19 protein-coding genes are annotated in these 20004 nt (G+C 52.4%); 10 read left to right on the plus strand and 9 right to left on the minus strand.

What is annotated here, in order from left to right; genetic code table 11:
• Positions 1-42: 42 nt before the first annotated feature.
• On the minus strand, positions 43-789 hold the full coding sequence (locus AGRI_RS10735) for a hypothetical protein (RefSeq protein WP_008984962.1): 747 nt from the start codon (positions 787-789) through the stop codon (positions 43-45).
• 175 nt (positions 790-964) lie between these two features.
• Here AGRI_RS10735 and msrA point away from each other — a divergent pair, with 175 nt between their 5' ends.
• Entirely contained in the window at positions 965-2245 is a 1281-nt protein-coding gene (gene msrA / locus AGRI_RS10740) for a peptide-methionine (S)-S-oxide reductase MsrA (RefSeq protein ID WP_008984963.1), read from the plus strand.
• 54 nt (positions 2246-2299) lie between these two features.
• On the opposite strand, the gene AGRI_RS16390 is transcribed toward msrA, so the two are convergent.
• The 4 genes from AGRI_RS16390 to AGRI_RS10755 all read right to left on the minus strand — a co-directional run bounded on the left by AGRI_RS16390 (position 2300) and on the right by AGRI_RS10755 (position 6136).
• Positions 2300-2473, minus strand: coding sequence for a DUF3012 domain-containing protein (locus AGRI_RS16390; RefSeq protein WP_008984964.1), 174 nt, complete (start codon positions 2471-2473; stop codon positions 2300-2302).
• Between the two features lie 111 nt (positions 2474-2584).
• Positions 2585-3049: a methylated-DNA--[protein]-cysteine S-methyltransferase gene (locus AGRI_RS10745; protein WP_008984965.1), complete on the minus strand. Its 465-nt coding sequence runs from the start codon at positions 3047-3049 to the stop codon at positions 2585-2587.
• Between the two features lie 10 nt (positions 3050-3059).
• A complete protein-coding gene (locus tag AGRI_RS10750; RefSeq protein WP_008984966.1) occupies positions 3060-4547 on the minus strand; it encodes a DNA-3-methyladenine glycosylase 2 family protein in 1488 nt (495 codons plus the stop codon).
• A gap of 29 nt (positions 4548-4576) precedes the next feature.
• Positions 4577-6136 carry an FGGY-family carbohydrate kinase gene (locus AGRI_RS10755; protein WP_008984967.1) on the minus strand — a complete coding sequence of 520 codons (1560 nt, stop codon included), beginning with the start codon at positions 6134-6136 and terminating at the stop codon, positions 4577-4579.
• Between the two features lie 211 nt (positions 6137-6347).
• On the opposite strand from AGRI_RS10755, the gene AGRI_RS10760 reads away from it, so the two are divergent.
• The 3 genes from AGRI_RS10760 (at position 6348) to AGRI_RS10770 (ending at position 10210) form a co-directional block, all read left to right on the plus strand.
• The gene (locus AGRI_RS10760; RefSeq protein WP_008984968.1) at positions 6348-8495 is read left to right on the plus strand and encodes a TonB-dependent siderophore receptor; all 2148 of its coding nucleotides are present in this window, start codon (positions 6348-6350) and stop codon (positions 8493-8495) included.
• Positions 8496-8601: 106 nt separating this feature from the next.
• Positions 8602-9753 (plus strand): PepSY-associated TM helix domain-containing protein, encoded by a 1152-nt coding sequence (locus AGRI_RS10765; protein WP_008984969.1) that lies wholly within the window; start codon positions 8602-8604, stop codon positions 9751-9753.
• Positions 9740-10210, plus strand: coding sequence for a hypothetical protein (locus AGRI_RS10770; RefSeq protein ID WP_008984970.1), 471 nt, complete (start codon positions 9740-9742; stop codon positions 10208-10210). Before AGRI_RS10765 ends, AGRI_RS10770 begins: the two co-directional genes overlap by 14 nt.
• A gap of 47 nt (positions 10211-10257) precedes the next feature.
• On the opposite strand, the gene AGRI_RS10775 is transcribed toward AGRI_RS10770, so the two are convergent.
• Positions 10258-10740, minus strand: coding sequence for a hypothetical protein (locus tag AGRI_RS10775; RefSeq protein WP_008984971.1), 483 nt, complete (start codon positions 10738-10740; stop codon positions 10258-10260).
• Positions 10741-11003: 263 nt separating this feature from the next.
• Between AGRI_RS10775 and AGRI_RS10780 the strand changes: the two genes are divergently transcribed.
• Genes AGRI_RS10780 through AGRI_RS10795 form a run of 4 tightly spaced genes read left to right on the plus strand, consistent with a single transcriptional unit; the run spans position 11004 to position 15304 of the window.
• Positions 11004-12338, plus strand: coding sequence for a sensor histidine kinase (locus tag AGRI_RS10780; protein ID WP_008984972.1), 1335 nt, complete (start codon positions 11004-11006; stop codon positions 12336-12338).
• The gene (locus AGRI_RS10785; RefSeq protein WP_008984973.1) at positions 12331-13665 is read left to right on the plus strand and encodes a sigma-54-dependent transcriptional regulator; all 1335 of its coding nucleotides are present in this window, start codon (positions 12331-12333) and stop codon (positions 13663-13665) included. The genes AGRI_RS10780 and AGRI_RS10785 overlap by 8 nt, the downstream gene beginning before the upstream one ends.
• A gap of 48 nt (positions 13666-13713) precedes the next feature.
• Positions 13714-14730, plus strand: a complete 1017-nt coding sequence (locus AGRI_RS10790; RefSeq protein ID WP_040291817.1) for a DUF3137 domain-containing protein — start codon at positions 13714-13716, stop codon at positions 14728-14730.
• Between the two features lie 10 nt (positions 14731-14740).
• Complete coding sequence (locus AGRI_RS10795) at positions 14741-15304, plus strand: LemA family protein (RefSeq protein WP_008984974.1); 564 nt, start codon at positions 14741-14743, stop codon at positions 15302-15304.
• Positions 15305-15450: 146 nt separating this feature from the next.
• Here the strand turns inward: AGRI_RS10795 and AGRI_RS10800 are convergent, their stop codons facing one another.
• Genes AGRI_RS10800 through AGRI_RS10810 form a run of 3 tightly spaced genes read right to left on the minus strand, consistent with a single transcriptional unit; the run spans position 15451 to position 18049 of the window.
• Entirely contained in the window at positions 15451-16194 is a 744-nt protein-coding gene (locus AGRI_RS10800; RefSeq protein ID WP_008984975.1) for an ABC transporter permease, read from the minus strand.
• Positions 16191-17111 (minus strand): ABC transporter ATP-binding protein, encoded by a 921-nt coding sequence (locus AGRI_RS10805; RefSeq protein WP_237713069.1) that lies wholly within the window; start codon positions 17109-17111, stop codon positions 16191-16193. Before AGRI_RS10805 ends, AGRI_RS10800 begins: the two co-directional genes overlap by 4 nt.
• Entirely contained in the window at positions 17111-18049 is a 939-nt protein-coding gene (locus AGRI_RS10810; protein WP_008984977.1) for an alpha/beta fold hydrolase, read from the minus strand. Before AGRI_RS10810 ends, AGRI_RS10805 begins: the two co-directional genes overlap by 1 nt.
• Before the next feature lie 194 nt (positions 18050-18243).
• Between AGRI_RS10810 and AGRI_RS10815 the strand changes: the two genes are divergently transcribed.
• Both AGRI_RS10815 and AGRI_RS10820 read left to right on the plus strand, forming a co-directional pair.
• Positions 18244-19329, plus strand: coding sequence for a sensor histidine kinase (locus AGRI_RS10815; RefSeq protein ID WP_008984978.1), 1086 nt, complete (start codon positions 18244-18246; stop codon positions 19327-19329).
• The gene (locus AGRI_RS10820) at positions 19326-19922 is read left to right on the plus strand and encodes a response regulator transcription factor (RefSeq protein ID WP_008984979.1); all 597 of its coding nucleotides are present in this window, start codon (positions 19326-19328) and stop codon (positions 19920-19922) included. Before AGRI_RS10815 ends, AGRI_RS10820 begins: the two co-directional genes overlap by 4 nt.
• Positions 19923-20004 lie beyond the last annotated feature (82 nt).

The following is a 20004-nucleotide window of genomic DNA, read 5'->3' on the forward strand; positions in this document are numbered from 1 at the left end:
AAGAGTAAGGTGCCGGCGTCTGGCGCCGGCACAGTTTCAGCTTTAGTTGCTCTCGCTACCCGACCAGGTGTGCGTCACCTCGCCTTTGCTATTTAAGAACTGTAACTGCACCTGGTCATGCTCGTCTACATAAAACATGGCCCGGGGTGAACCGTCTTTTGCGAACAAAAACAAACCATTATTCTGTTCCGCAGTTTTGCCGATCAGGATCCGTGGCGCGCCACCAATTAAACCCTGCTCTTGATATTCGTTAATTTTTTTCCGTCGCTCCGCCCGATCGGTAATTTGCGCCAGCTCGCGCATAATGTCGCGGGTACCTTGCTGGGTTTCGAATTGTGGCCGGTCATTAAACGCCAGTCCGGAGCGGATAACACGTTTATCACCGCGCTTCTCATCCACGGTCAGCAGCTGCATCACCTGATCACCGTCGTACTTATCAAAGGTTAATGACATACCGGCGCTATGGCCCTGCTCATTTTTGCTGCCATCATAAATAAAGCCACCCGCTTCGATCCCCTCTTCATTGAAAAACAGCATACCGGCACGCTTTTTCCGATCTTCATTTAATACCCGGCCATTTACCTCTTCAGTAGTCGGAAAACGGGCTGTGTTAGTCAGAAGCATTTTCACGGTGCCGTCTGCTTCAATAATATTTAACCGCTCGACCGACAGGGTTTCAAACCGGGCGTCATTATTGGCTTTCATGCCTGTAGTCAGGATCACTGCTGACAAACTGAGGCTGGCTAATACGGCAACGCGCAGTAACTTTAATTCTTTTTCGATTTTCATGTTGCTGATTCCTTATGTTTGAGTACGGGAATCAGTATTGCTGGCCCGCTTTTACGCGGCCAGCCAGTTTGGATAAGCTAAGGAAATTATCGTCTAAACTAAGGATAACTGGTCTTAAGCAACACGCTGTTCGTACAAAGCACAGTGTTACAACGCCAGGTGCGAGAGGGTACTAATGATGTTACGGCGATTTTTGTTCCATCTTCTTTGGTTAGCCGCTATCGCTAACTGCAGTGCAGCAGTTGCCAAAGCAACCACTGAGCAAACCCAGCTGACGCTGCACACCGAAACCCTGGTGCTAGGTGCCGGTTGTTTTTGGGGGGTGGAAAAGCGCTTTGAGGCGATGCCAGGGGTGTTGGATGTGCAGGCCGGTTACGCCGGTGGTAAAGGAGTCAGGCCGGTTTACCGTGAAATTACCCAACGCCGGCATCAATTTAACCCGAATAATCACGCCGAAGTGGTAAAAATTGAGTTTCAGCCAGAGCTGATTAGTGCCAGGCAATTGCTGCAACAATTCTATGAAATGCACGACCCAACCCAGCAAAACCGCCAGGGTAACGATGTTGGCACCCAGTACCGCTCGGTTATTTTTTATCAGAATGAGACACAAGCCGCGCTGGCCCGTGAGATCACCGCAGAATATCAGGCCTTACTCACTGCGGCCGGCTACGGCGCCATTCAAACACAAATTATCCCGCTACCGCAGTTTTATCCAGCCGAGGACTATCATCAGGATTATCTGGCGAAAAACCCGAATGGCTACTGCCCGGACCACGCCACCGGCGTACGCTTTGCCGATAGTCCTGAGCCTGTGATCGCTGCGGTAGATAACAGCGCGCTGCTGACCGATAAACATATTGTGCTGTTAGATGCGCCGGACTGTCCGTACTGTGAAAAGTTTAAAGCTGATGTGGTTAAGCACTATCAGGGCGCCATTCCGCTGCATTTGCGCCGCGCCAGCCAGCTACAACAACTGCAGCTGAAAACCCCGACCTTTGCCACACCTACACTGTACTTTTTGCAGGATGGGGTTGAAGTGCTGGGTATTCAGGGCTATCTGGCGCCGGCAGACTTTTACCGGGTGCTGGGACATTTTCAGCTGGGAGAGCAAAGCGAAGCCTATAAAGTGGCCTTTAACAGTGGCACCGACAGGCCGTTTTGCCAGCAATATGAGCAATTTCGTAATACGCCGGATGGGGTCTTTATCGATGCGTTAAGTGGCGCACCGTTATTTGATACCCGTGACCGCTTTAACTCGGGTACCGGCTGGTTATCGTTTCGTAAACCGGTGACGGGTGCCGTCACAACGCGGCCGGATTACAGCCATGGCATGGTTCGTACCGAAGTGCTGGCCGCCATATCCGGCATTCATCTGGGCCATGTGTTTAACGATGGACCGAATGGCAGCCCCCGTTATTGTATTAATGCGACAGTGCTGGAGTTTGTGGCGCGCTGACCACCAGAGTCCACAAAAGGAGCCTGCCGCCGGATAGCGGCAGGCTTAACGCGGTTATTCTTCGACTTTAAACAGACAGTGTTTGGCAAAGTCGGCCGCTTCATTCGCGGTCCAATCGCCTTTGGGCTTCTTCTCCATTGCTTCACACCATTTTTTTGAGCCGACTTCCGGCGCACATCCCACCAAAAACAGACTACTGACTACCACTAGCGCTAACAGTTTTTTCATCGTTGACTCCCTTGCTGACCTCTGATGCTGCAGCCTGTTGCGGGCTGCCCGTTGCTACTCACATGGCTATTGTATAGTGACCGCCACTGAATTGCGGCTGAATCTTATCGATTACCATTTCAGCCCGGTCACCTCCTCATGTTGCAACAACCAGGCTTTTTTATCCAGCCCGCCGGCATAGCCGGTCAAAGTACCGTTAGCACCAATCACCCGATGACAGGGTACAATAATCGCCAACGGGTTTTTACTGTTGGCCAGTCCTACCGCCCGCACACCTTTTGGATTCGCAATAGCGATAGCGATATCACGATAGCTGGCGGTGCGACCATAGGGTACTCCGGTCAGGGCGCGCCAGACCTGCTGCTGAAAGGCGGTGCCGCTTGCGGCCAGCGGTAAATCAAATTCGGTCAGTTCTTTGCCAAAATAGGCAGCCAGTTGCGTTTTGGCCGCCAGCAGCAGCGGTTGCTCACTGCAAGGCTGTGTCGCCGCAGTACAAAAGCTGACAGCCGTCAGACCTTGCTCGTTAGCCGCAATTTCAATCAGTCCCAACGGACTGGGCAGATAGTTGTAATACATCTTCACTCTCCTATTCAGCCAGCGGCGGTTTTGCCAGCGACTGCCACAACTGCAGGGTTAAATAACTACGCCAGGGCCGGCCACTTTCTGCAGTGAACGCCAGCTCAGTTTGCTGCAGGGCGTTCTTAATACCGGCATCACCGGCCAGCCAGATATCCGGATCGCCCAAACCGCGCATCCGGGCGTACTGGCAGGTCCAGGGGCCAATACCTTTTAGCTGTTGCCAGCGGTCGATATTATCCGGCTCGGTATCATGCAGTATATGTTCACTAAAGCGACGCAAGGTATCCCGCCGCGCCTGTGGCATTTTCAAAAAACCTAATTCACTACCGGCTATTGCTTGCGCAGTAGGAAAGAAACGCGGCGCCTCCACCAGAGTAGCCGCCGTGCTACAGGGTTCACCCAGCTGCTGTACCAGCGTATTTAATAGCTGCCGGGCGGCCTGCACGCTAACTTGCTGCCCGAGAATTGCCCGCACTCCAGCTTCAAAAGGGCTCCATAAACCGGGTAAGCGCAGACCCTGACAATAGCCGGGTAACCTGGCCAACTGCGGGGCCAGATGCTGCTCGACCTGATTAATATCTACGTCCAGATCGAACAGGCGTCGGATCTGTTGCAATACGGCCGGCAATACCGGCCAGTGATCCAGCTCCAGCTGCAGCCGAAAACGGTGTAAATCGGGCTGATGATACAACGTAAAATGGCCCTGAGCCTGCCGCAAAGTAAAGGTTCTGCCGTAATAATCATTGCCAGCCCATTCCACCCCCGCTAATAACCGCGCCTGCAGAAATTGTCGTAACTGCTGCCAGGCAAAAGGCGGGCGATAGGCTAAAAACAAGCTAATACCGCTTGTAGCTGGCAGCTCACGCTTGCGAATTTCACCGGGGCTGAGTTTCAGGATCTGTTTACACTGCGCATTAAAACTGCGGATACTCTGAAAACCACTGGCCAGCGCCACGTCAGTCACCGGCAGGGCGGTACTTTGCAGCAATTGTTTCGCCAGCAGCAGTTGCTGCAATAACGCATAGCGTTTGGGTGACAGTCCCAACTGGCGGTTAAACAGTTGCCGTAAGTAACGCTCGGAGACACCCAGCCGAGCGGCCAGTGCCGGCATCGCGCCCTGCTGCAAGGCACCTTCGTCAATCAAGCGCAGTGCCCGAGTCAGGGTGCTGTTTGTGCCACGCCAGGCTGCGGATCCGGGAGCGCTGTCTGGCCGGCAACGCAAGCAGGGACGAAAACCGGCAGCAAGCGCTGCGACGGCTGAGGGGTAATACCGGACATGCTGCTCTTTGGGTGCCGGCGCCGGACAAATATTGCGGCAAAAAATCCCGGTACTGGTTACCGCAACAAAGAAGCGGCCATCAAAGCGCGCATCGCGTGCTAAGCGGGCCTGCTGGAAAATTTGCAACTCTGTCTCAGAAAAAACCATAACCGGCTCCGGTAACGAATTGGCCTCAGTATAACCAGAAGCGGCGAAATCACTGGCAGTTTTCGGCACTGATTAGCTATCGCACCGCTGCAAGCACCTCACTGCGGATAACCGGTGATCACGCGGATTTTCTGATACAGGGGCTTTAACTGGCGGTACATTTTTAAATACACCTCGCGATACAGGCGTTGATATTGCGCCGCCACGGCCGGCTCTGGTAAAAAACGCTGCGGGCTTTGACACATCGCCTGCTGCGCCTGCCTGAAATCCGCATAGCGCTGTAACCCAACCATGGCAGTGATGGCAGCGCCCAGTGCTGAGGTTTCACTGGTATGCGGCCTTTCCACCGGTAAATTAAATACATTGGCAGTCAGTTGCAGAATTTGCTCGCTTTGCGCGCCGCCTCCCGATACCCGCAGCCGCTGCATCTTTACGCCATTGCGACGCTCTAAACGCTCGCGGCCTTCGAGCAAGGCATAGGCCAAACCTTCAATCAGCGCCCGGTAGACATGCGCCCGCTGATGCACATCACCAAAGCCAATTAAGGCGCCCTTGGCTTCCGGCCCCGGCTCGCGAATGCCGGGTGACCAGTAAGGCTGCAACATTAAGCCCATACTGCCGGGCGGTACAGCTTTGAGCAGTTCATCAAACAACTGCTCGGGCGCGATGCCCAGCACCGCCGCTTCCTGCTGCTCCTGCAAACCAAACTGGGTTTTAAACCAACTTACCAGCCAAAAGCCGCGGTAAATCATCACTTCAGTATTGTAATATCCGGGTTGAGCCGCAGGGTAAGCGGGTAACCAGGGGCCGGGTTCTATATAGCGCCGATTGGCTGTGCTGATGGTGGCTGTAGTGCCATAGCTGATACAGCCGGTATCGGGCGTTAGGCCGCCAGAGCCCAAGACTTCGCAAGCCTTATCTGCCGCAGCAGCAAACAGCGGGATCCCGGCAGGCAGTCCCAACGCTTGCGCAGCGCTGCCGGTCAGCTTGCCCAATTCCGTGGCTGGGGGTTTTAATGGCGCCAACTGCGCTGGTTTTAACGATAACGCCTGCCACTTCCAGCTAAAACGGCTGGCCCAGCCCTGTTGTTGAAAGTCAAAGGGCAGGTAACCAACCTGGGCCGCACTGCAATCCACCAGCTCCCCGGTCAGTTGTAAGGTCAGGTAACCGGAGAGCAAGACATAATGGGCGGTCTGTTGCCACAGTTGTGGCTGCTGCTCAGCGAGCCAGTTTGACGGCGCCCGGCGCTGAAAACGCTCGACGATTGCCGTAATACCCATTAGCCAGAACAGACTGCGCCAGCTACCAAGCCGGGGCAACACTGTGGCCGAGCGCTGATCTAACCACAAAATAGCAGGGCGCAGCGGCTGCTGGTCTTTATCCAGACAAATCATGGTGCCACGTTGGGTGGTAAGAGTAACGGCCGCAATGTCGCTGGCTGCGACCGGACTGTGCTGCCACAAATCGGCACAGGCTGCACTTAAGGTTTGCCAATACGCACTGACCGGCAACTCCGCCATACCGGGCTCAGGTGAGTGATACGGCGGCATCGCCTGCTGACCTTTGGCGATAATATTGCCGCTGTCGTCGACAATAATGGCGCGGACGCTTTGGGTACCAAAATCCAGCGCCAGCACATAACACGGAGTCTGCTGCATTGTTATTGTTATCAAAATGACCCGTCAGGTATCCGGTACTGTAGCCTAAAGCCAGCCGGTAACCAAGAGTGTGGTGTTAGCAGCCAAGCAGATAAATTATCACTAATGCTATTGATAATGATTATCAATACTGTATTATTTGCAGCCATCTTAGTCAGGGCCCGGTTGTAGCAAACACTGCGGCCAAACTTTTATCAAGGAGACTGCATCAATGAAGTATTCGTTACTTGCCGCCAGCCTGTCGGCTGCGCTGATTGGTCAAGCGGCAGCCGCCGCCCCGGCTCCGGTAAGCCCGGAAGAGCAAGAAATTGAGGTGATCACGGTGAAAAGCCAACGCGGCCTGATTTCGTATGTCAGTGCCTCGGGCGCGAAATCGGATACACCTATTATCGAAACTCCGCTGTCAGTATCAGTGTTAACGGAAGAACGGATTACGGATCTCGGTGCCTTGACTGTGCAGGATGCCCTGGGGTATGTCGCGGGCTTGTATAACGGCCCTTATGGTTTAGATACCCGCGGTGATTGGGCGCAGATCCGCGGCGTATCACCGGTGCAGTATTTGGATGGCTTAAAGTCGCTATTCGGTTTTTACAATAACGTCCGGATTGCTCCGTACGCTCTGTCACAAATTGAGATCCTAAAAGGTCCAAGCTCAGTGCTTTATGGTCAGGGATCGATAGGTGGTATTGTGAATCTGGTCAGTAAAAAACCGGAACCGGTACCCAGTGGTCAGGTGTGGCTGCAACTGGGTAACTATTCCCGGCAGCAACTGGCCGCTGATTGGACAGGCCCACTCAACAGCGATGCAGCAGTTCAGGGGCGCCTGGTTGCACTTTGGCGTGACAGTGACACTCAAACCGACTTTGTACCGGATAACAGCAAAGTGCTGGCGCCTTCGGTCAGCTGGCAGCTCAGTGACGCGACGAAACTGACGGTACTGCTAAACTGGCAGCAAAATGAATCTGGCTCCAGCACCCAGTTCTTCCCGCACAAAGGAACAATACTGGCCAATGAGTTTGGCCAGATCCCAAGTAACCGCTTTGTGTCTGAGCCTGGCTTCGACAAATATGATACTGAGCAGGTGGCACTAACCACTATCCTGGAACATGACCTATCGGCCGACTGGCAACTGCGTTTTGCCAGCCGCTACAGCGACAGCCATGCTGACTATCGCACTATGTATGGTTGGCCACCGGTACTGCAAGCCGATAATCGCAGCGTCAATCGGGTGGTGTATTTAAGTGACGCCACGGCCCGCGCCCTGACCAGCGATCTGCAATTACATGGCAAATTAGAAACCGGCCTGATCGAACACAATCTGGTGGTCGGTTTTGATTATCAAAACGCTTACACCGACAATGACTCCTACTACGCCGCAACCGGTGGCTTGCTGGATTTATATAACCCACAGTATGGTCTGGTTGCTAATTTGCCGACAACCGCAGATCTTGTCGATTATCCGTCCAGTAAAACCTATCAAAGCGGGCTTTATCTGCAAAATAATATGAAAATTGCCGAAAAGTGGCTACTTTCTGCAGCGCTGCGCCGCGACAAAGCCACCACCAATCCCGAGCTAACCGCTGCCGCCAGTCAATATGCTACAACCGGCCGGCTCGGGTTAATGTACTTGTTCGAACAGGGTATTTCGCCCTACATCAGTTACAGTGAGTCGTTCGAACCTTTACTGGGAACGGATGCCTTCGGTAAAGCCTTTGTGCCCAGAACCGCGGAACAAATTGAAGCAGGGATCAAGTATCAGCCAAAAGGTACTGAACATTTGCTTACGGCAGCTGTGTTTGAGATCACTGAACAAAACCGCACTACCAGTCTGGCTGCCGGACAGTTAAATGATCCGGCACTGATTAATCCAAATGGTCAGATACAAAGCGGCGAGGCAACAGCAAAGGGTGTGGAGCTGGAAGCTCAACTGGCCTGGCGTGATCTGGATATTTATGCCAGCTATGCCTTTATTGACGCCTATGTCAGTCGCAGTAACCGGATTGGCGAGCAAGGCGCAACCCTGGCCGCGCAACCGGAGCAACTGGCCTCAATTTGGGCAACCTGGCGTCCGGCAGCACTTGATGGTTGGCAATTTGGCGCTGGCGTACGTTATGTTGGTGAAACGTCGGACGGCACCGCTTTTGTGCAACAAAATGGCGTGGTGTTAAATCAACCCCTGACGACAGCGTCCTACACCCTATTTGATGCCATGCTGGGTTACGATTTCGGTCGTTATAGTGTCAGCCTGCAAGCACATAATTTAACTGATAAAACCGTTATCACTTCCTGCCTGGCCCGTGGCGACTGCTTCTATGGCCAACAGCGAACCCTGACCGCTAACTTACGTTACAACTTCTGATAAGAGGATCGCCACTGGCTCAGCAGTGGCGACCTTACATCAAACATTAATTGATAATGATTTCCATTAGCGCTACGATTATGTAAATTTCCTAGGTGTTCCTGTTATGGCAAAACTGACTAATCGATTCTGGTTTCAGTTACACGGCTGGTTTTCCTTACCCGTGTGGTTGATCTTTTGCTTTGTGTGCCTGACCGGCACCGTCGCCGTCTTCAGCCATGAACTAACCTGGCTGACCAACCCGGCAGCACGGGCCGGTAATCCGGATAACTTACCCGCCCGGCCGATACCAGAGCTGGTTGCCCGGGTGCAGCAACAATTCCCGACTGCAGATATCAGTACCGTAATGGTGTTCGAACCCTATTTAGTGCATGTGGTGGCCTTTACCGATCACGATAAACCTTACGCGCTGGCTTACATTAATCCGTACAGCGGAGAAATTCAGCAGGTAAATCAGGGACAAACCTTTATCGGGTTTATGCGTAGTTTGCATGGCTGGTTACTTTTTCCCTGGCAAAACGGCTACAGTGTTGGCTACTATCTGGTATCGGCCATGGCAATTGTGATGCTGGGCGCACTGATCACCGGGCTGATAGTTTACAAAAATTTCTGGCGCAGTTTTGTAAGACCCCAGCTGCGCTGGCGGCAAGGTAAAAAGACCTTACTCACTGATTTACACCGACTGGCGGGTGTCTGGTCTATCTGGTTTTTACTGCTGATGAGTGCAACAGGTTTGTGGTATTTAACACAAGCGGTGCTCTGGCACGCCGATATTGATATTGAACCGCATACCCCCGTGGTGTCCGCTGCCACACTGCCAAACTCGGCAGATGCCCGCCGGCTGGATTTGGCAGCAGCCTTAGACATCGCGCAACAGCGTTTCCCGGACTTCCAGCCCAGTTATTTACTGTTACCGGAACACCAGCGTGGTATGTATACCCTGATGGGTGGTGGCGACCACATTTTTTATGACAGACTCGCTTACACCCTGAGTATTAACCCCTGGACCGGTGAAATCGCCAGCGAAAAATCCCCGGCCAATATGAACACCTGGCAAACCATTATGCATCTGGCAGATCCGCTTCATTACGGCACCCTGGCAGGACTGTGGACCAAAACACTGTGGTTTATCTTTGGCCTGTTGTTAACCGGCATGTCGATCACCGGCTTTTTGTTGTGGCATGGCCGTACCCAATACGCAATTCGCCGCAGTCGTCACACCACTGATTTGAGCGAGGCCGACTATGAAGCATCCTGATTCGTTCTGGCAACGTTATCGCTACTATCTTAGCGGTATCGTATTACTGTTTCCCCTTTGGTATTTTTATCAGGCGTTACATCCGCAGTTTCCGGCACCCTGGCCAAGCCAGCAACTGGGGCCCTTTACCATTGCGCCGATGCCGCTTAATCTTAAGCCACCTTATATTCATCATGACCAATATCTGAAAGATTTTTATCTGGCATTCCAGCAGGGCGATGTGGCACAGATCCGTCAGGGCTATGTCAATCTTGGCCCCGAGGCGCTGCCGCTAGGGCAACTGCAACAAGCCGCCGACGGTATATTACATGGCAGCCGGCATGGTCAGCATGTTCATGCGATAGCGCCCGCGACTCTGGATGAGGGTGATAAATTGTGGTTAACCATTGAAACTTGGGAAGGCGAGATACTCATTGCCAGCTGGGAGTTACCGGTGGCGCTACTGACCACACTTTAGGCGGCTCAACCTGCCGGGTTGGGACGACAGGTTGAGCCTGACGCAGCTTAGTGCTTCGCATCCAGGATTTTTTGTAGCTCTAACAACTGCTCTTTAGTGAGCTCGGCGCTCTCCAACAGCCGTTTGATTGCTTCAAAGCGGTGGCCGGCAGCGTCAGCGCGAATTTTGATGATTTTTTGCTCCAGCGGTTGACCATCCGCATCCAGCACCATCACCCGCCGGACGCCGTTCTCCTCAATGATTTCGACATTTTTTGGCAACGGCGGCAGCGGTGGTAACGGAGCCTTGGCCAGCAGCGCTTCCAGCCGTGCCGCCTGCTCCGGTGCTAACTCTTGCAGTAAGGCTTGCCACTCAGCGCTTTCCCGCCAGTTGCTGCCGCTAAAACGCAGCTCGCGCTTCTCGCCATCCTGCAACACCACAATACGGGTTTCCTGCTCTTTGCTCACTTCCGGTGCCGGCTCTGCCTGGGCTTTTGGCATAGCACAGCCGGTTAATAGGGCGATCAGGGTCGCTAATAAGGTTACACGCATAACTTAATCTCCTGTTGATTGGGCCAACTGCTAATGAAAGTTTAATGCCATAATTTTTATCATTGTAATTCATAGTGTTACAGTATTGCCGTTATCTGTTATCCTGATATCGGCACATCAGTTTCCCCATTTCGGCAGATCTGAGAGCGTCACCTTAATCACACTTTCGCTAAGCAGCTGATTAAACATATAAAGTTCTTACTGGGCAAAGTGGTATAAGCTTTGTAAGCTAAAACTATTATCAAAGTACGCAGGACCTCGTTATGTCAATCCGCTGGGCGCTGAGCCTGGGTATTATTTGTTTACTGGCGTTAATGGCGCTTGGCCAAATCTGGCTGTTACAACGGCTGGAAAATCAGTTGGCACAGCAGGTTACAGAACAAAGTACCGAAATTACCCGGGTAGTATTGTCGCAAACCGCAGCCAATCTGGAACAACTGGCATGGGCACCATTACCACCCGTACCACCGGCTCCTGCGGCCCGACCGCGGGTCGAGATTATTGAAATTGAGCATCAGGGTAAACAGCTGGATGTCCGGCTGATCAATGATCAGATGCGCCAGGCCGAGCTGGCCCGCGAGGCAGCGCAGCGTATTCGCACCCAGATTCAACCTGAACAATTAAAACAACAACTGGAACAGTTGCAACTGCGCCGCCAGCAGGCGAGAAGTACACCGCTGTTAGCCGAATTTAGCCGCTACGCGATGCTGCTGATCGTCAGTACCACCTTGCTGGCGATACTGATCGCACTACTACTGGGGCATCGTCTGATTAAGCCGTTACAGCATCTGGTACAGGGGTTTCGGGCTTTACAGCAAGGCCAGCTTGGACAGCAGGTGCCGGTCAGCGGCTTAAGCGAGTACCGTTATGTTAGCGACCAGTTTAACCAGATGAGTGTCCGGCTGGCCGAACTGGCCGAGCAAAGCCAACGGCTGCAACAGCAACAACATCTGGCGGAGCTGGGCGAAATCAGCCGCGGCATGGTGCATGCGCTACGCAACCCGCTGCACACCCTGAACCTGTTATTGGAGCAGGTTGCCAGCAGTGATGACCCTGCGTTACGTCAACGCTTAACTGAACAGGCCGAGCGCAAGATGCAGCATATCAACCGCAGCCTGACCGCAATGCTGACGCTAAGCTGTGCCGATATTGAGCGCAGTAAGCTGGTGGCGCTAAAGCCGGTACTACAGGACTTACTACTGGAATTTAGCTCAGACCAGAGCTGGATCCGCTTAGCCGGTGATCTGGAGGCGCGGTTGCCGGGCGCAGAAACTGAGCTTAGAACCATTTTACATTCGTTACTGGCCAACGCCGTTGAGGCCAGCCCGCCTGGCGGCGAGATTACGATTGAGGTCAGGGAGCAGCCAACCGCACTGCAAATTCAGATCCGGGATCAGGGCCCGGGGCTGGATCCGGTTATTGCCAGCCGCTTATTTCAGCCACATTGTTCCGGCAAAGCCGAAGGGGCTGGCATGGGGCTGTATTTGTGCAGCCGTTTACTTAAACTCTATTATCAGGGCAAAGTGCAGTTACACAATCATCCGCAAGGCGGCTGCGTAGCAACACTCACCTTTCACAGGACACAACAGCATGACTGAGCGGCTACTGGTAGTGGAAGATGATGCGCAGCAGCGTCAATTGCTATGTGAGTTACTACGTGCTGAGGACTATCAGGTACAGAGCGCTGACAGTGTCGAAACTGCGATTCTGGCCCTCAAGCAACAGCCGCTGGATTTGGTGTTATGTGACTGGAAACTGGGTCAGGGCAGTGGCCTGCAGGTACTGCAGTACCTGCGCCAGCATTATCCGCAGCTGGGCTTTGTGGTTGCTACGGCCTATGGCTCGGTCAGCCATGCGGTAGAAGCCATTCAGGCCGGCGCCGACGACTACCTGACCAAGCCATTTAAACGGCAGGAGCTGTTGCTGGCAATCAGCAAGGGCCTCAGTGCCTGGCGGTTACGCCAGCAAAATCAACAACTCACCGAACAGTTAAGCGAGCAGCAGCAACTTGTCGAGCTAATTGGCCATGCGCCCTGTATGCAGCAGTTGTTTCAGCGCATTAATCGTATCAGCGCCAGCCACGCCACTGTGCTGATCAGCGGCGAAAGCGGTACCGGCAAAGAGCTGGCTGCCCGTGCGCTGCATCAGTTGTCCGGGCGCAAGGGTCCCTTTATCGCTATTAACTGCGGTGCGATTCCGGAACAACTGGCCGAGGCTGAGCTGTTCGGTGCCGAAAAAGGCGCCTATACCGGTGCTCATCAGAGTAAAGCCGGGAAATTTGAAGCCGCTAATGGCGGCACCCTGTTTCTGGATGAAGTGGCCGAGTTACCGGCTGCGCTGCAGGCCAAACTGTTGCGACTGTTGCAGGAAGGTAAGGTCACGCGGCTGGGTAGTCATCAGGAAATTAGCCTGGATGTGCGGCTTATTGCAGCCAGCCATCAGGATCTGGCCCTGGCGGTGCAGGAAGGTCGCTTTCGGGAGGATTTGTTTTACCGCTTAAATGTGGTGCCACTGCATATGCCAGCATTGCGCGAACGACGGGAAGATATCCCGCGACTGATCCAGCATTTTTTACAAAAAAGCCAGCAACGCTATCAGCTGCCGGCAGCAGAGCTGAGTAAAGCCGCGCTGCGCCAACTAATGGACTACCCCTGGCCCGGCAATGTGCGTGAACTGGCAAACCGCATTGAGCGTTTTGTATTACTGGCAGATGAGCGCGAGCTATTAGCCGATCTTAACACTGCAGCTACCGTCAGCAGCGGCTTTGTATTACCGGCGGAGGGCCTGAACTGGCAACAACATGAGCGCGACTGCCTGCTACAGGCGTTATCGCGTAGCAACGGCAACCGCGCCCAGGCAGCCAAACTACTGCAGCTACCCTATAAAGCATTTTTGTACCGGCTGGAGAAATATCAGCTTGGCTAAAATCAGACCGTCCTGCTAAGGTAAAGTCTTTGCTTGTCGCGGAGGCTTATGGCAGCCATTAACCCCAATCGTCAGCTGGCACAGGCCATCAGCAGGTTACAGAAGCAACTGAATCAGGTTGCGGATAAAACAGCCCTGATGGCAGTACTGGAGCAACTGGCCCTACTACCACAACCGATCCGCTATTCTTTTAAGCAGCGCGCTTATCTTTGCAGCGCGGGGCTGTTACTAAGCCTGCTACTGGCTGTACTGACCTATCAGTTACAAAGCAGTGTCGTGCTGTATTATGCCGCAGCTATCCTGGCACTGTGCAGTGTCGTACCGCTACTGGCTGCGCTTTACCATTTACAGCAGTTAAAACGCTTTACTGAGCATTTGTACTGGAAAAATGCGCTACTGGATAACAACTTATCGGAGCTGGCCAACACGGACTGGCCAAACGTCACCCGCAGTTGGCAGCAGCAGTTTGCCGAGTTCCGGCGAGGTAATCATCAGCGGGAATTCCGCCAGCTTATCCGCGGCCACTTCAGCGGCGCCGAACATCAATTTAGTTACCACTACTGGCATTTTCATTATGTAAATAAACGCACTCAGGTAACGACTAACAGTAAAGGTCAGGTGCAAACCCGTACCGTATACGACCACTTTGACCGCTATGGCCTAATTATCCCTTTTGCCTATTGCCGCGATCTCTTTGTGACGTCCTTTGCCGCTGACGGCATTACTGGCGAACGTTATACCAGCGACTCTGGTCGCTTTAATAAGATCTTTCAGGTGCGGGCCGCCGAACCGATGCAAGCAGCACGGTTTTTAAAACCAGCGGTGATAGTGGCGCTGGAGCAACAAGCCCGGCAGTTGAAACAACTTAATCTGGCCTTTAGTCATGACGGACAGCTTTGTATCAGCTTTGCTGACAACGATATGTTGCAGAGTAAAGCCCCTTGTGGTCTGGATCAACTGGCGCAATTCAGGCACAGTATCGAACAACCAACTGCACTGCCCAAGCTCAGCCAGCTGTTAGCGACAGTGCATCAGCTACTGCGGCATTCAGACAGTAACTTTTAGGAGCAGCACCATGGGACTGGGTATTCTAATCGGCATCGTCAGCATCGTTTTGATTATGGTGGTGGTCATTTATAACGGCATTATCACCCGGATGAATGCCGTCGAGCGCGGCTGGGCGAATGTGATTACTCAGGAGCGGCAGAAGAATAAGATGATCCCGCATCTGGAGCAGGTGACTGAACAATTTAAACAGCATGAAATGGGGTTACAAAGCAGTATTGCCGAACTACGTTCCGGCTTAGCGCGTTTACAACCCGGCACTATCGATACCGCCACCTTGCAACAGGTTGAAGGTAGCACCCAAAAACTATTGCAGGGTTTAACTGTAGCGGTAGAAGCCTATCCGGAACTCAAGGCTTCTGAAATCTTTAACAACCTGATGCGTGAAATCGCCGAACAGCAAGAAAATATCGGTGCCGCGATCCGTATTTTTAACCAGAATGTGGAAGACTTTAATAATGGCATCGAAGTCTTCCCCAATTCACTGGTAAATACCCTGCTCAACAAAAAAACCCGGGTAACGCCGTTTCACGATAGTGAAGCTGAAGCGGGTTTTGAATATAAATTGAAATAATGTTACCCATGAAAAGCCAGTATCGAGGGTGTAAGCTGGTGGTTGTCACCTTTGCCCTGGATGACTGTTGTTGTTTTATTAATTTTGTTTTTCGGAATTTCTAACTGAAACGCCAGATTACTTTCGGTGCCCATGTACGATGAAAATTACGTATTTTCTCCAGTAAGGCGTTTAAATGACCAAACTGCGACTATCGCCAATAGAATGCTACTGCTGGTAAGTAGTAACAGATGAATCGACAGCGCATGCCCCTGATCCATACCGATCACTTTCAACCCTATTTGTGACAGATGATAACTTGGCCAAATCCAGCCGGCTTGCTGCAGCAACATCGGCAACATCTGAATCGGTAACCACAGACCCGATAACAAAGCCATCGGCAGATACACTAGATTAACCACCGCAGGGGCAGCTTTATCACTGAGGGTTAACCCTAAAATCAGGCCAATTAAGGCAAAAGGCAAGGTGCCCAGTAATAACACCACCGCCAGTAATAACCATTGTCCAACGGCCAACCTTACGCCGCCAAACAGCGCGGCAATGCTAAACATAAGCACAATAATCGCCAGTGAAAACACCAGAGCGGTCGCAAATTTTGCCAGCAAATAGGCTGGCACTGGCATAGGTGACAAGCGCTTTAAGGTTAACCAGCCATGAGCCCGGTCGCTGGCAATATTGATGGCAAAGTTAAACATGGCCGGACCCATAATACCAAAGCAACCATAGGTCACCAACATATAGGCGCTCGCGCCGCCGCTGTTAAACAGCACACCAAAAAATACATAGAACACCACCGGAAAGGCTAAGGAAGGAATGACAAAAGCCGGGGTACGCAAAATGCTCAGCAGATCGTACCAGGCTTCTTTTCGATAGATAGCTACGGTGTTCATGCGGCTTGCTCCTGTTGCGTTGCAGGGGTTTGGGTAAGGTGTAAAAAGGCTTGCTCTAAGGCGACGGGCCGGACTTCTAAATCAGTAACCTGCTGATCTGCATCTAATAAAGCACGCACCGTTTGTTCAGCATGGCGACTATGTAAGGTGATCTGCTGTTGTTTACGGCTAACTTGCAATACCGCTGGCAATAAGGCCAGCTCCGCATCCGTTAAGCGGCTGCGACAACGCACCACTTTGTATTGCATTAGGGCTTTTAATTCTTCCGGACTGCCTTTGGCCACAATCCGTCCCTGATGCAACACCGCAATGCTATCGGCTAATTGCTCGGCTTCTTCAAGATAGTGCGTGGTTAACACTACAGCGACGCCTTGCTGCCTGAGCTGTTTCACCTGTTGCCATAATGCCTGTCGCGCCTCGACATCCATACCCAAGGTCGGCTCATCGAGAAACAGTAGCTTAGGCTTACCTGCTAATGCTAAAGCAAACAACAAACGCTGCTTTTGTCCGCCAGATAAGTTACCAAATCGTTGTATGGCATGGCTTTCCAGCCCTGCCAACTGCACCAGCTCGGCAGCGCTGTAGCCGTGTGCATAGTAACTGCTAAATAAATCGCACTGTTCATACACGCTAAGATTGGCGCTTAAGCTGCCGATTTGCATCATCACCCCAAGCTGCTGGCGTAACGCCTGGCTGCGCGTTATACCCTGCTGCTGGTTGCCAAAAAGCCGGATCTCTCCACTATCGGCTTTTACCAACCCTAGCAGGGTTAAGATTAAGGTGGTTTTACCGGCACCATTCGGGCCAAGCACACACAGCACCTCACCGGCAGCCAGTGAGATATCTACGCCAGCCAGCACGGTGTTACTGCCATAAGCTTTAGTTAAGCGTTGAACATCCAGTGGCAACATCGTCATTACTCCCCGCTGATAAGGTGCGTTTGCAGGAACTGGCTGATCTGCTGGTTCAGCCAGTCTGGGGCGTCTGCCATAATAAAGTGCTTGGAGTCTGCCGCAAACGCAAAGCGATGGAACTGTGCCGGAGCACTAGCTAACTGCTTTTCATAATTAGCCTGCACTTCTTGCGGTGTGCTGTAAGGTGCGCCATGTTGTAAGGCGCCTAACGTCAACACCGGTACGCGGAGATTAGCCAGCTGTGGCCTTAAATCTGCCTGCATTAATTCACCCATTACCCGGCCAGAGGTCATGCCGTCAGAGCGGAACATATCGTTGACGATACGCTGATGCCAGCTTTCATTGTTTGCCATACCTTTAGCCATCAGCATCGGATCAAAACTGGCAGGTGCCGTTTGCGGTGTGTCGGTGTTACGCGCGGCACTTTCCGCAAACAGCACGCCTAAAGCGGGTAAGCCATCGACATTAATGGCACCACCGATTTGCTCTGGAGCACTGGTAGCCAGGGCTAACGCCAGATAGCCGCCTAAAGAATGGCCTACCACAACCGGTTTGGTTAATTGTTGGCGTTGGATGTAATCCAGGATTGCCTGCTGTTGCGTGACTAAATAACTTTGTCCCCACGCCTCAGCGGAGAGGGGTTTCACCCCTGCGAAACCGGCCAGCGTAAAAATATGCAGCTGGTAGTGGTCCTTTAACGCACTGATGGTACTTTCCCAAACATCAGCGGAAGAGGCCAAGCCCGGAATAAGCAGAATTGCCGGACCTTCACCCACCACCCTTACCTCAAAACAGGCACAGGCTGATTGAGTGTCCAGAGCTGCGACCTTATGATCTGCTGCGGTTTGAGTTGCCGCCACTGGACTCACTGTCGTTAGCCCCAGTGCCAGTGTTACTGTAGTTACCGAAAAAAATGTCTTAAGTTTGCTTGTTATGTTCATGGCCGCTTCCTCATCGTTAATGCACACCTTAGTGCTGATGAGTGCAGTCTAGTCTGCAGCAGTGACTGGCACCGCTCACTTTTGTCAGCACTTTCGGCTGACAACTGCCATTAGAAAAGATGATCTTTGTCACTTACTGCCGCAGCAAAATATTCGTTAGACTGTAGCGGCATATGTCAGGCTCAGGACGCATCATGGCGAACACTATATCGAACCAGGAACTGCTGCAAAAAAAGCTCAGTTGGGTTTATCTGTTTAATTTGATCTTTTTCTTTATTCCGCTGTTTACTGTCCGTTTTCTGTGGTGGCAGTATCTGTTGATGGCCGTGGCGCTAATGGGTTTTCTGTATTGCTACTTTTGGGCGTACAGCTGCACTCGCCGGGAAATGCTGAAACCCACCCTTGGTATTATTGCTATAGCCAGCCTTATCACCCCCATTAACCCCGGCTCTATCGCGATGTTTTCCTATGCTGGCTTTTTTATCGGTTATGCCAATCCATCAAATCGTTACCTGGCGGCCATCGCTGCCCTGATCGCCTTGCTGGTTATCCTCGATTTAACCCTAACCATTCACTGGCCACATTTTTTGCATATTGGTGTGCCGATTGTACTTGGGGTCAGTTTTTTAGGTTGGATTGAGCAACAAACGATGCGCAAACGCTTGCAAGAGCAGCGAAGTGCCGATGAAATCAAGCAACTGGCCGCCATGGTGGAGCGTGAGCGTATTGGCCGTGATCTGCACGATATCTTAGGGCACACCCTGTCGAGCATTATTTTAAAAGCTGATTTGGCGGAAAAACTGCTGGCACGCCAGCAAGCAGAGGCAGCACAGCAGCAACTGACCGAACTTAGCGCTATCGCCCGTGATGCGTTAAGTCAGGTGCGACAAAGTGTCTCTGGTTTTAAACATCAGGGGTTAACTGCCGAAGTGGCGAAACTGCTGTCGCGCTTACGTGATGCCGGCTTTCAAGTCGAACTGAGCGGTGAGATCCCACAGCTGGATAGCCGCCGTGAAACCACAGTGATTCTGGCGCTGACCGAGCTCGTTACTAATGTTATGCGTCACAGCCAGGGCGATAGCTGTCAATTAGGTTTTATGCAAAACAATCATCGCTTACAGCTGCAACTAACCGACAACGGCAAAGCTGCGGCATTCAAAGAAGGCAACGGTTTAACCGGCCTACGGCAGCGCCTTGCTGCGATTGGCGCACAGTTAACGTTAGAACACGGCTCTGGCTTTAGGGCTATCATTGAGTTACCGCTACAGGAGCCGCTATGAATATTTTACTGGCTGAAGATCAGGCAATGGTACGTACTGCCTTAGCCACTTTACTGCGCTTAGAGGCCAATATACAGGTTACGGAAGCGGTGGATGGTCATGCAGCCTTACAACAGTTAAAGCAACACAGCTTTGATATGCTGCTCACCGATATTGAAATGCCGGGCGCCAGCGGTATTGAACTGGCGCAGTATGTACAACAGCAAAAGCTGGCGACCAAGGTAGTGATTATTACCACCTTCGGTCGCGCTGGTTATGTAAAACGGGCGATGGATGCCGGTGTCGGCGGCTTTTTATTAAAAGATGCGCCGGTCGAACAGCTGGTGCAGGCGATGCAACAGGTAATGGCAGGCAAAAAGGTCGTCGACAGTGAGCTGTTACTAAATTCACTAGGCGAGCAGGACCCGTTAACCGAGAAAGAGCGCCAGGCACTTCGGTTAGCGGCTGAGGGCAAAAACACCGGCGAAATTGCCAGTGCGCTCTACATTGCCGAAGGCACCGCCCGTAATTACTTGTCGGAAGCCATCAGCAAACTTAACGCGGCTAACCGCATTGATGCCGCGCGCATTGCGCGGCAAAAAGGTTGGCTGTAACTCGCCGTGATAGAACTCTGGAATAGCAAGCGGTGACGATGTAATCTGCCTGCTTGCTTTTGATCCGGTCAATTATCACAAC

Origin of the sequence: Alishewanella agri BL06 (assembly GCF_000272005.1) — a bacterium.
Classification (GTDB): domain Bacteria; phylum Pseudomonadota; class Gammaproteobacteria; order Enterobacterales; family Alteromonadaceae; genus Alishewanella; species Alishewanella agri.

Excerpts from the sequence above, each read along its gene's own strand:
- AGRI_RS10805 (WP_237713069.1), bottom strand. The coding sequence starts at position 17,111 with ATGACGATGTTGCCACTGGATGTTCAACGCTTAACTAAAGCTTATGGC.
- AGRI_RS10755 (WP_008984967.1), bottom strand. The coding sequence starts at position 6,136 with ATGCAGCAGACTCCGTGTTATGTGCTGGCGCTGGATTTTGGTACCCAA.
- msrA (WP_008984963.1), top strand. The coding sequence starts at position 965 with ATGATGTTACGGCGATTTTTGTTCCATCTTCTTTGGTTAGCCGCTATC.
- AGRI_RS10775 (WP_008984971.1), bottom strand. The coding sequence starts at position 10,740 with ATGCGTGTAACCTTATTAGCGACCCTGATCGCCCTATTAACCGGCTGT.
- AGRI_RS10815 (WP_008984978.1), top strand. The coding sequence starts at position 18,244 with ATGGCGAACACTATATCGAACCAGGAACTGCTGCAAAAAAAGCTCAGT.
- AGRI_RS10810 (WP_008984977.1), bottom strand. The coding sequence starts at position 18,049 with ATGAACATAACAAGCAAACTTAAGACATTTTTTTCGGTAACTACAGTA.
- AGRI_RS10795 (WP_008984974.1), top strand. The coding sequence starts at position 14,741 with ATGGGACTGGGTATTCTAATCGGCATCGTCAGCATCGTTTTGATTATG.
- AGRI_RS10785 (WP_008984973.1), top strand. The coding sequence starts at position 12,331 with ATGACTGAGCGGCTACTGGTAGTGGAAGATGATGCGCAGCAGCGTCAA.
- AGRI_RS10760 (WP_008984968.1), top strand. The coding sequence starts at position 6,348 with ATGAAGTATTCGTTACTTGCCGCCAGCCTGTCGGCTGCGCTGATTGGT.
- AGRI_RS10745 (WP_008984965.1), bottom strand. The coding sequence starts at position 3,049 with ATGTATTACAACTATCTGCCCAGTCCGTTGGGACTGATTGAAATTGCG.
- AGRI_RS16390 (WP_008984964.1), bottom strand. The coding sequence starts at position 2,473 with ATGAAAAAACTGTTAGCGCTAGTGGTAGTCAGTAGTCTGTTTTTGGTG.
- AGRI_RS10790 (WP_040291817.1), top strand. The coding sequence starts at position 13,714 with ATGGCAGCCATTAACCCCAATCGTCAGCTGGCACAGGCCATCAGCAGG.
- AGRI_RS10770 (WP_008984970.1), top strand. The coding sequence starts at position 9,740 with ATGAAGCATCCTGATTCGTTCTGGCAACGTTATCGCTACTATCTTAGC.
- AGRI_RS10780 (WP_008984972.1), top strand. The coding sequence starts at position 11,004 with ATGTCAATCCGCTGGGCGCTGAGCCTGGGTATTATTTGTTTACTGGCG.
- AGRI_RS10820 (WP_008984979.1), top strand. The coding sequence starts at position 19,326 with ATGAATATTTTACTGGCTGAAGATCAGGCAATGGTACGTACTGCCTTA.
- AGRI_RS10735 (WP_008984962.1), bottom strand. The coding sequence starts at position 789 with ATGAAAATCGAAAAAGAATTAAAGTTACTGCGCGTTGCCGTATTAGCC.
- AGRI_RS10765 (WP_008984969.1), top strand. The coding sequence starts at position 8,602 with ATGGCAAAACTGACTAATCGATTCTGGTTTCAGTTACACGGCTGGTTT.
- AGRI_RS10800 (WP_008984975.1), bottom strand. The coding sequence starts at position 16,194 with ATGAACACCGTAGCTATCTATCGAAAAGAAGCCTGGTACGATCTGCTG.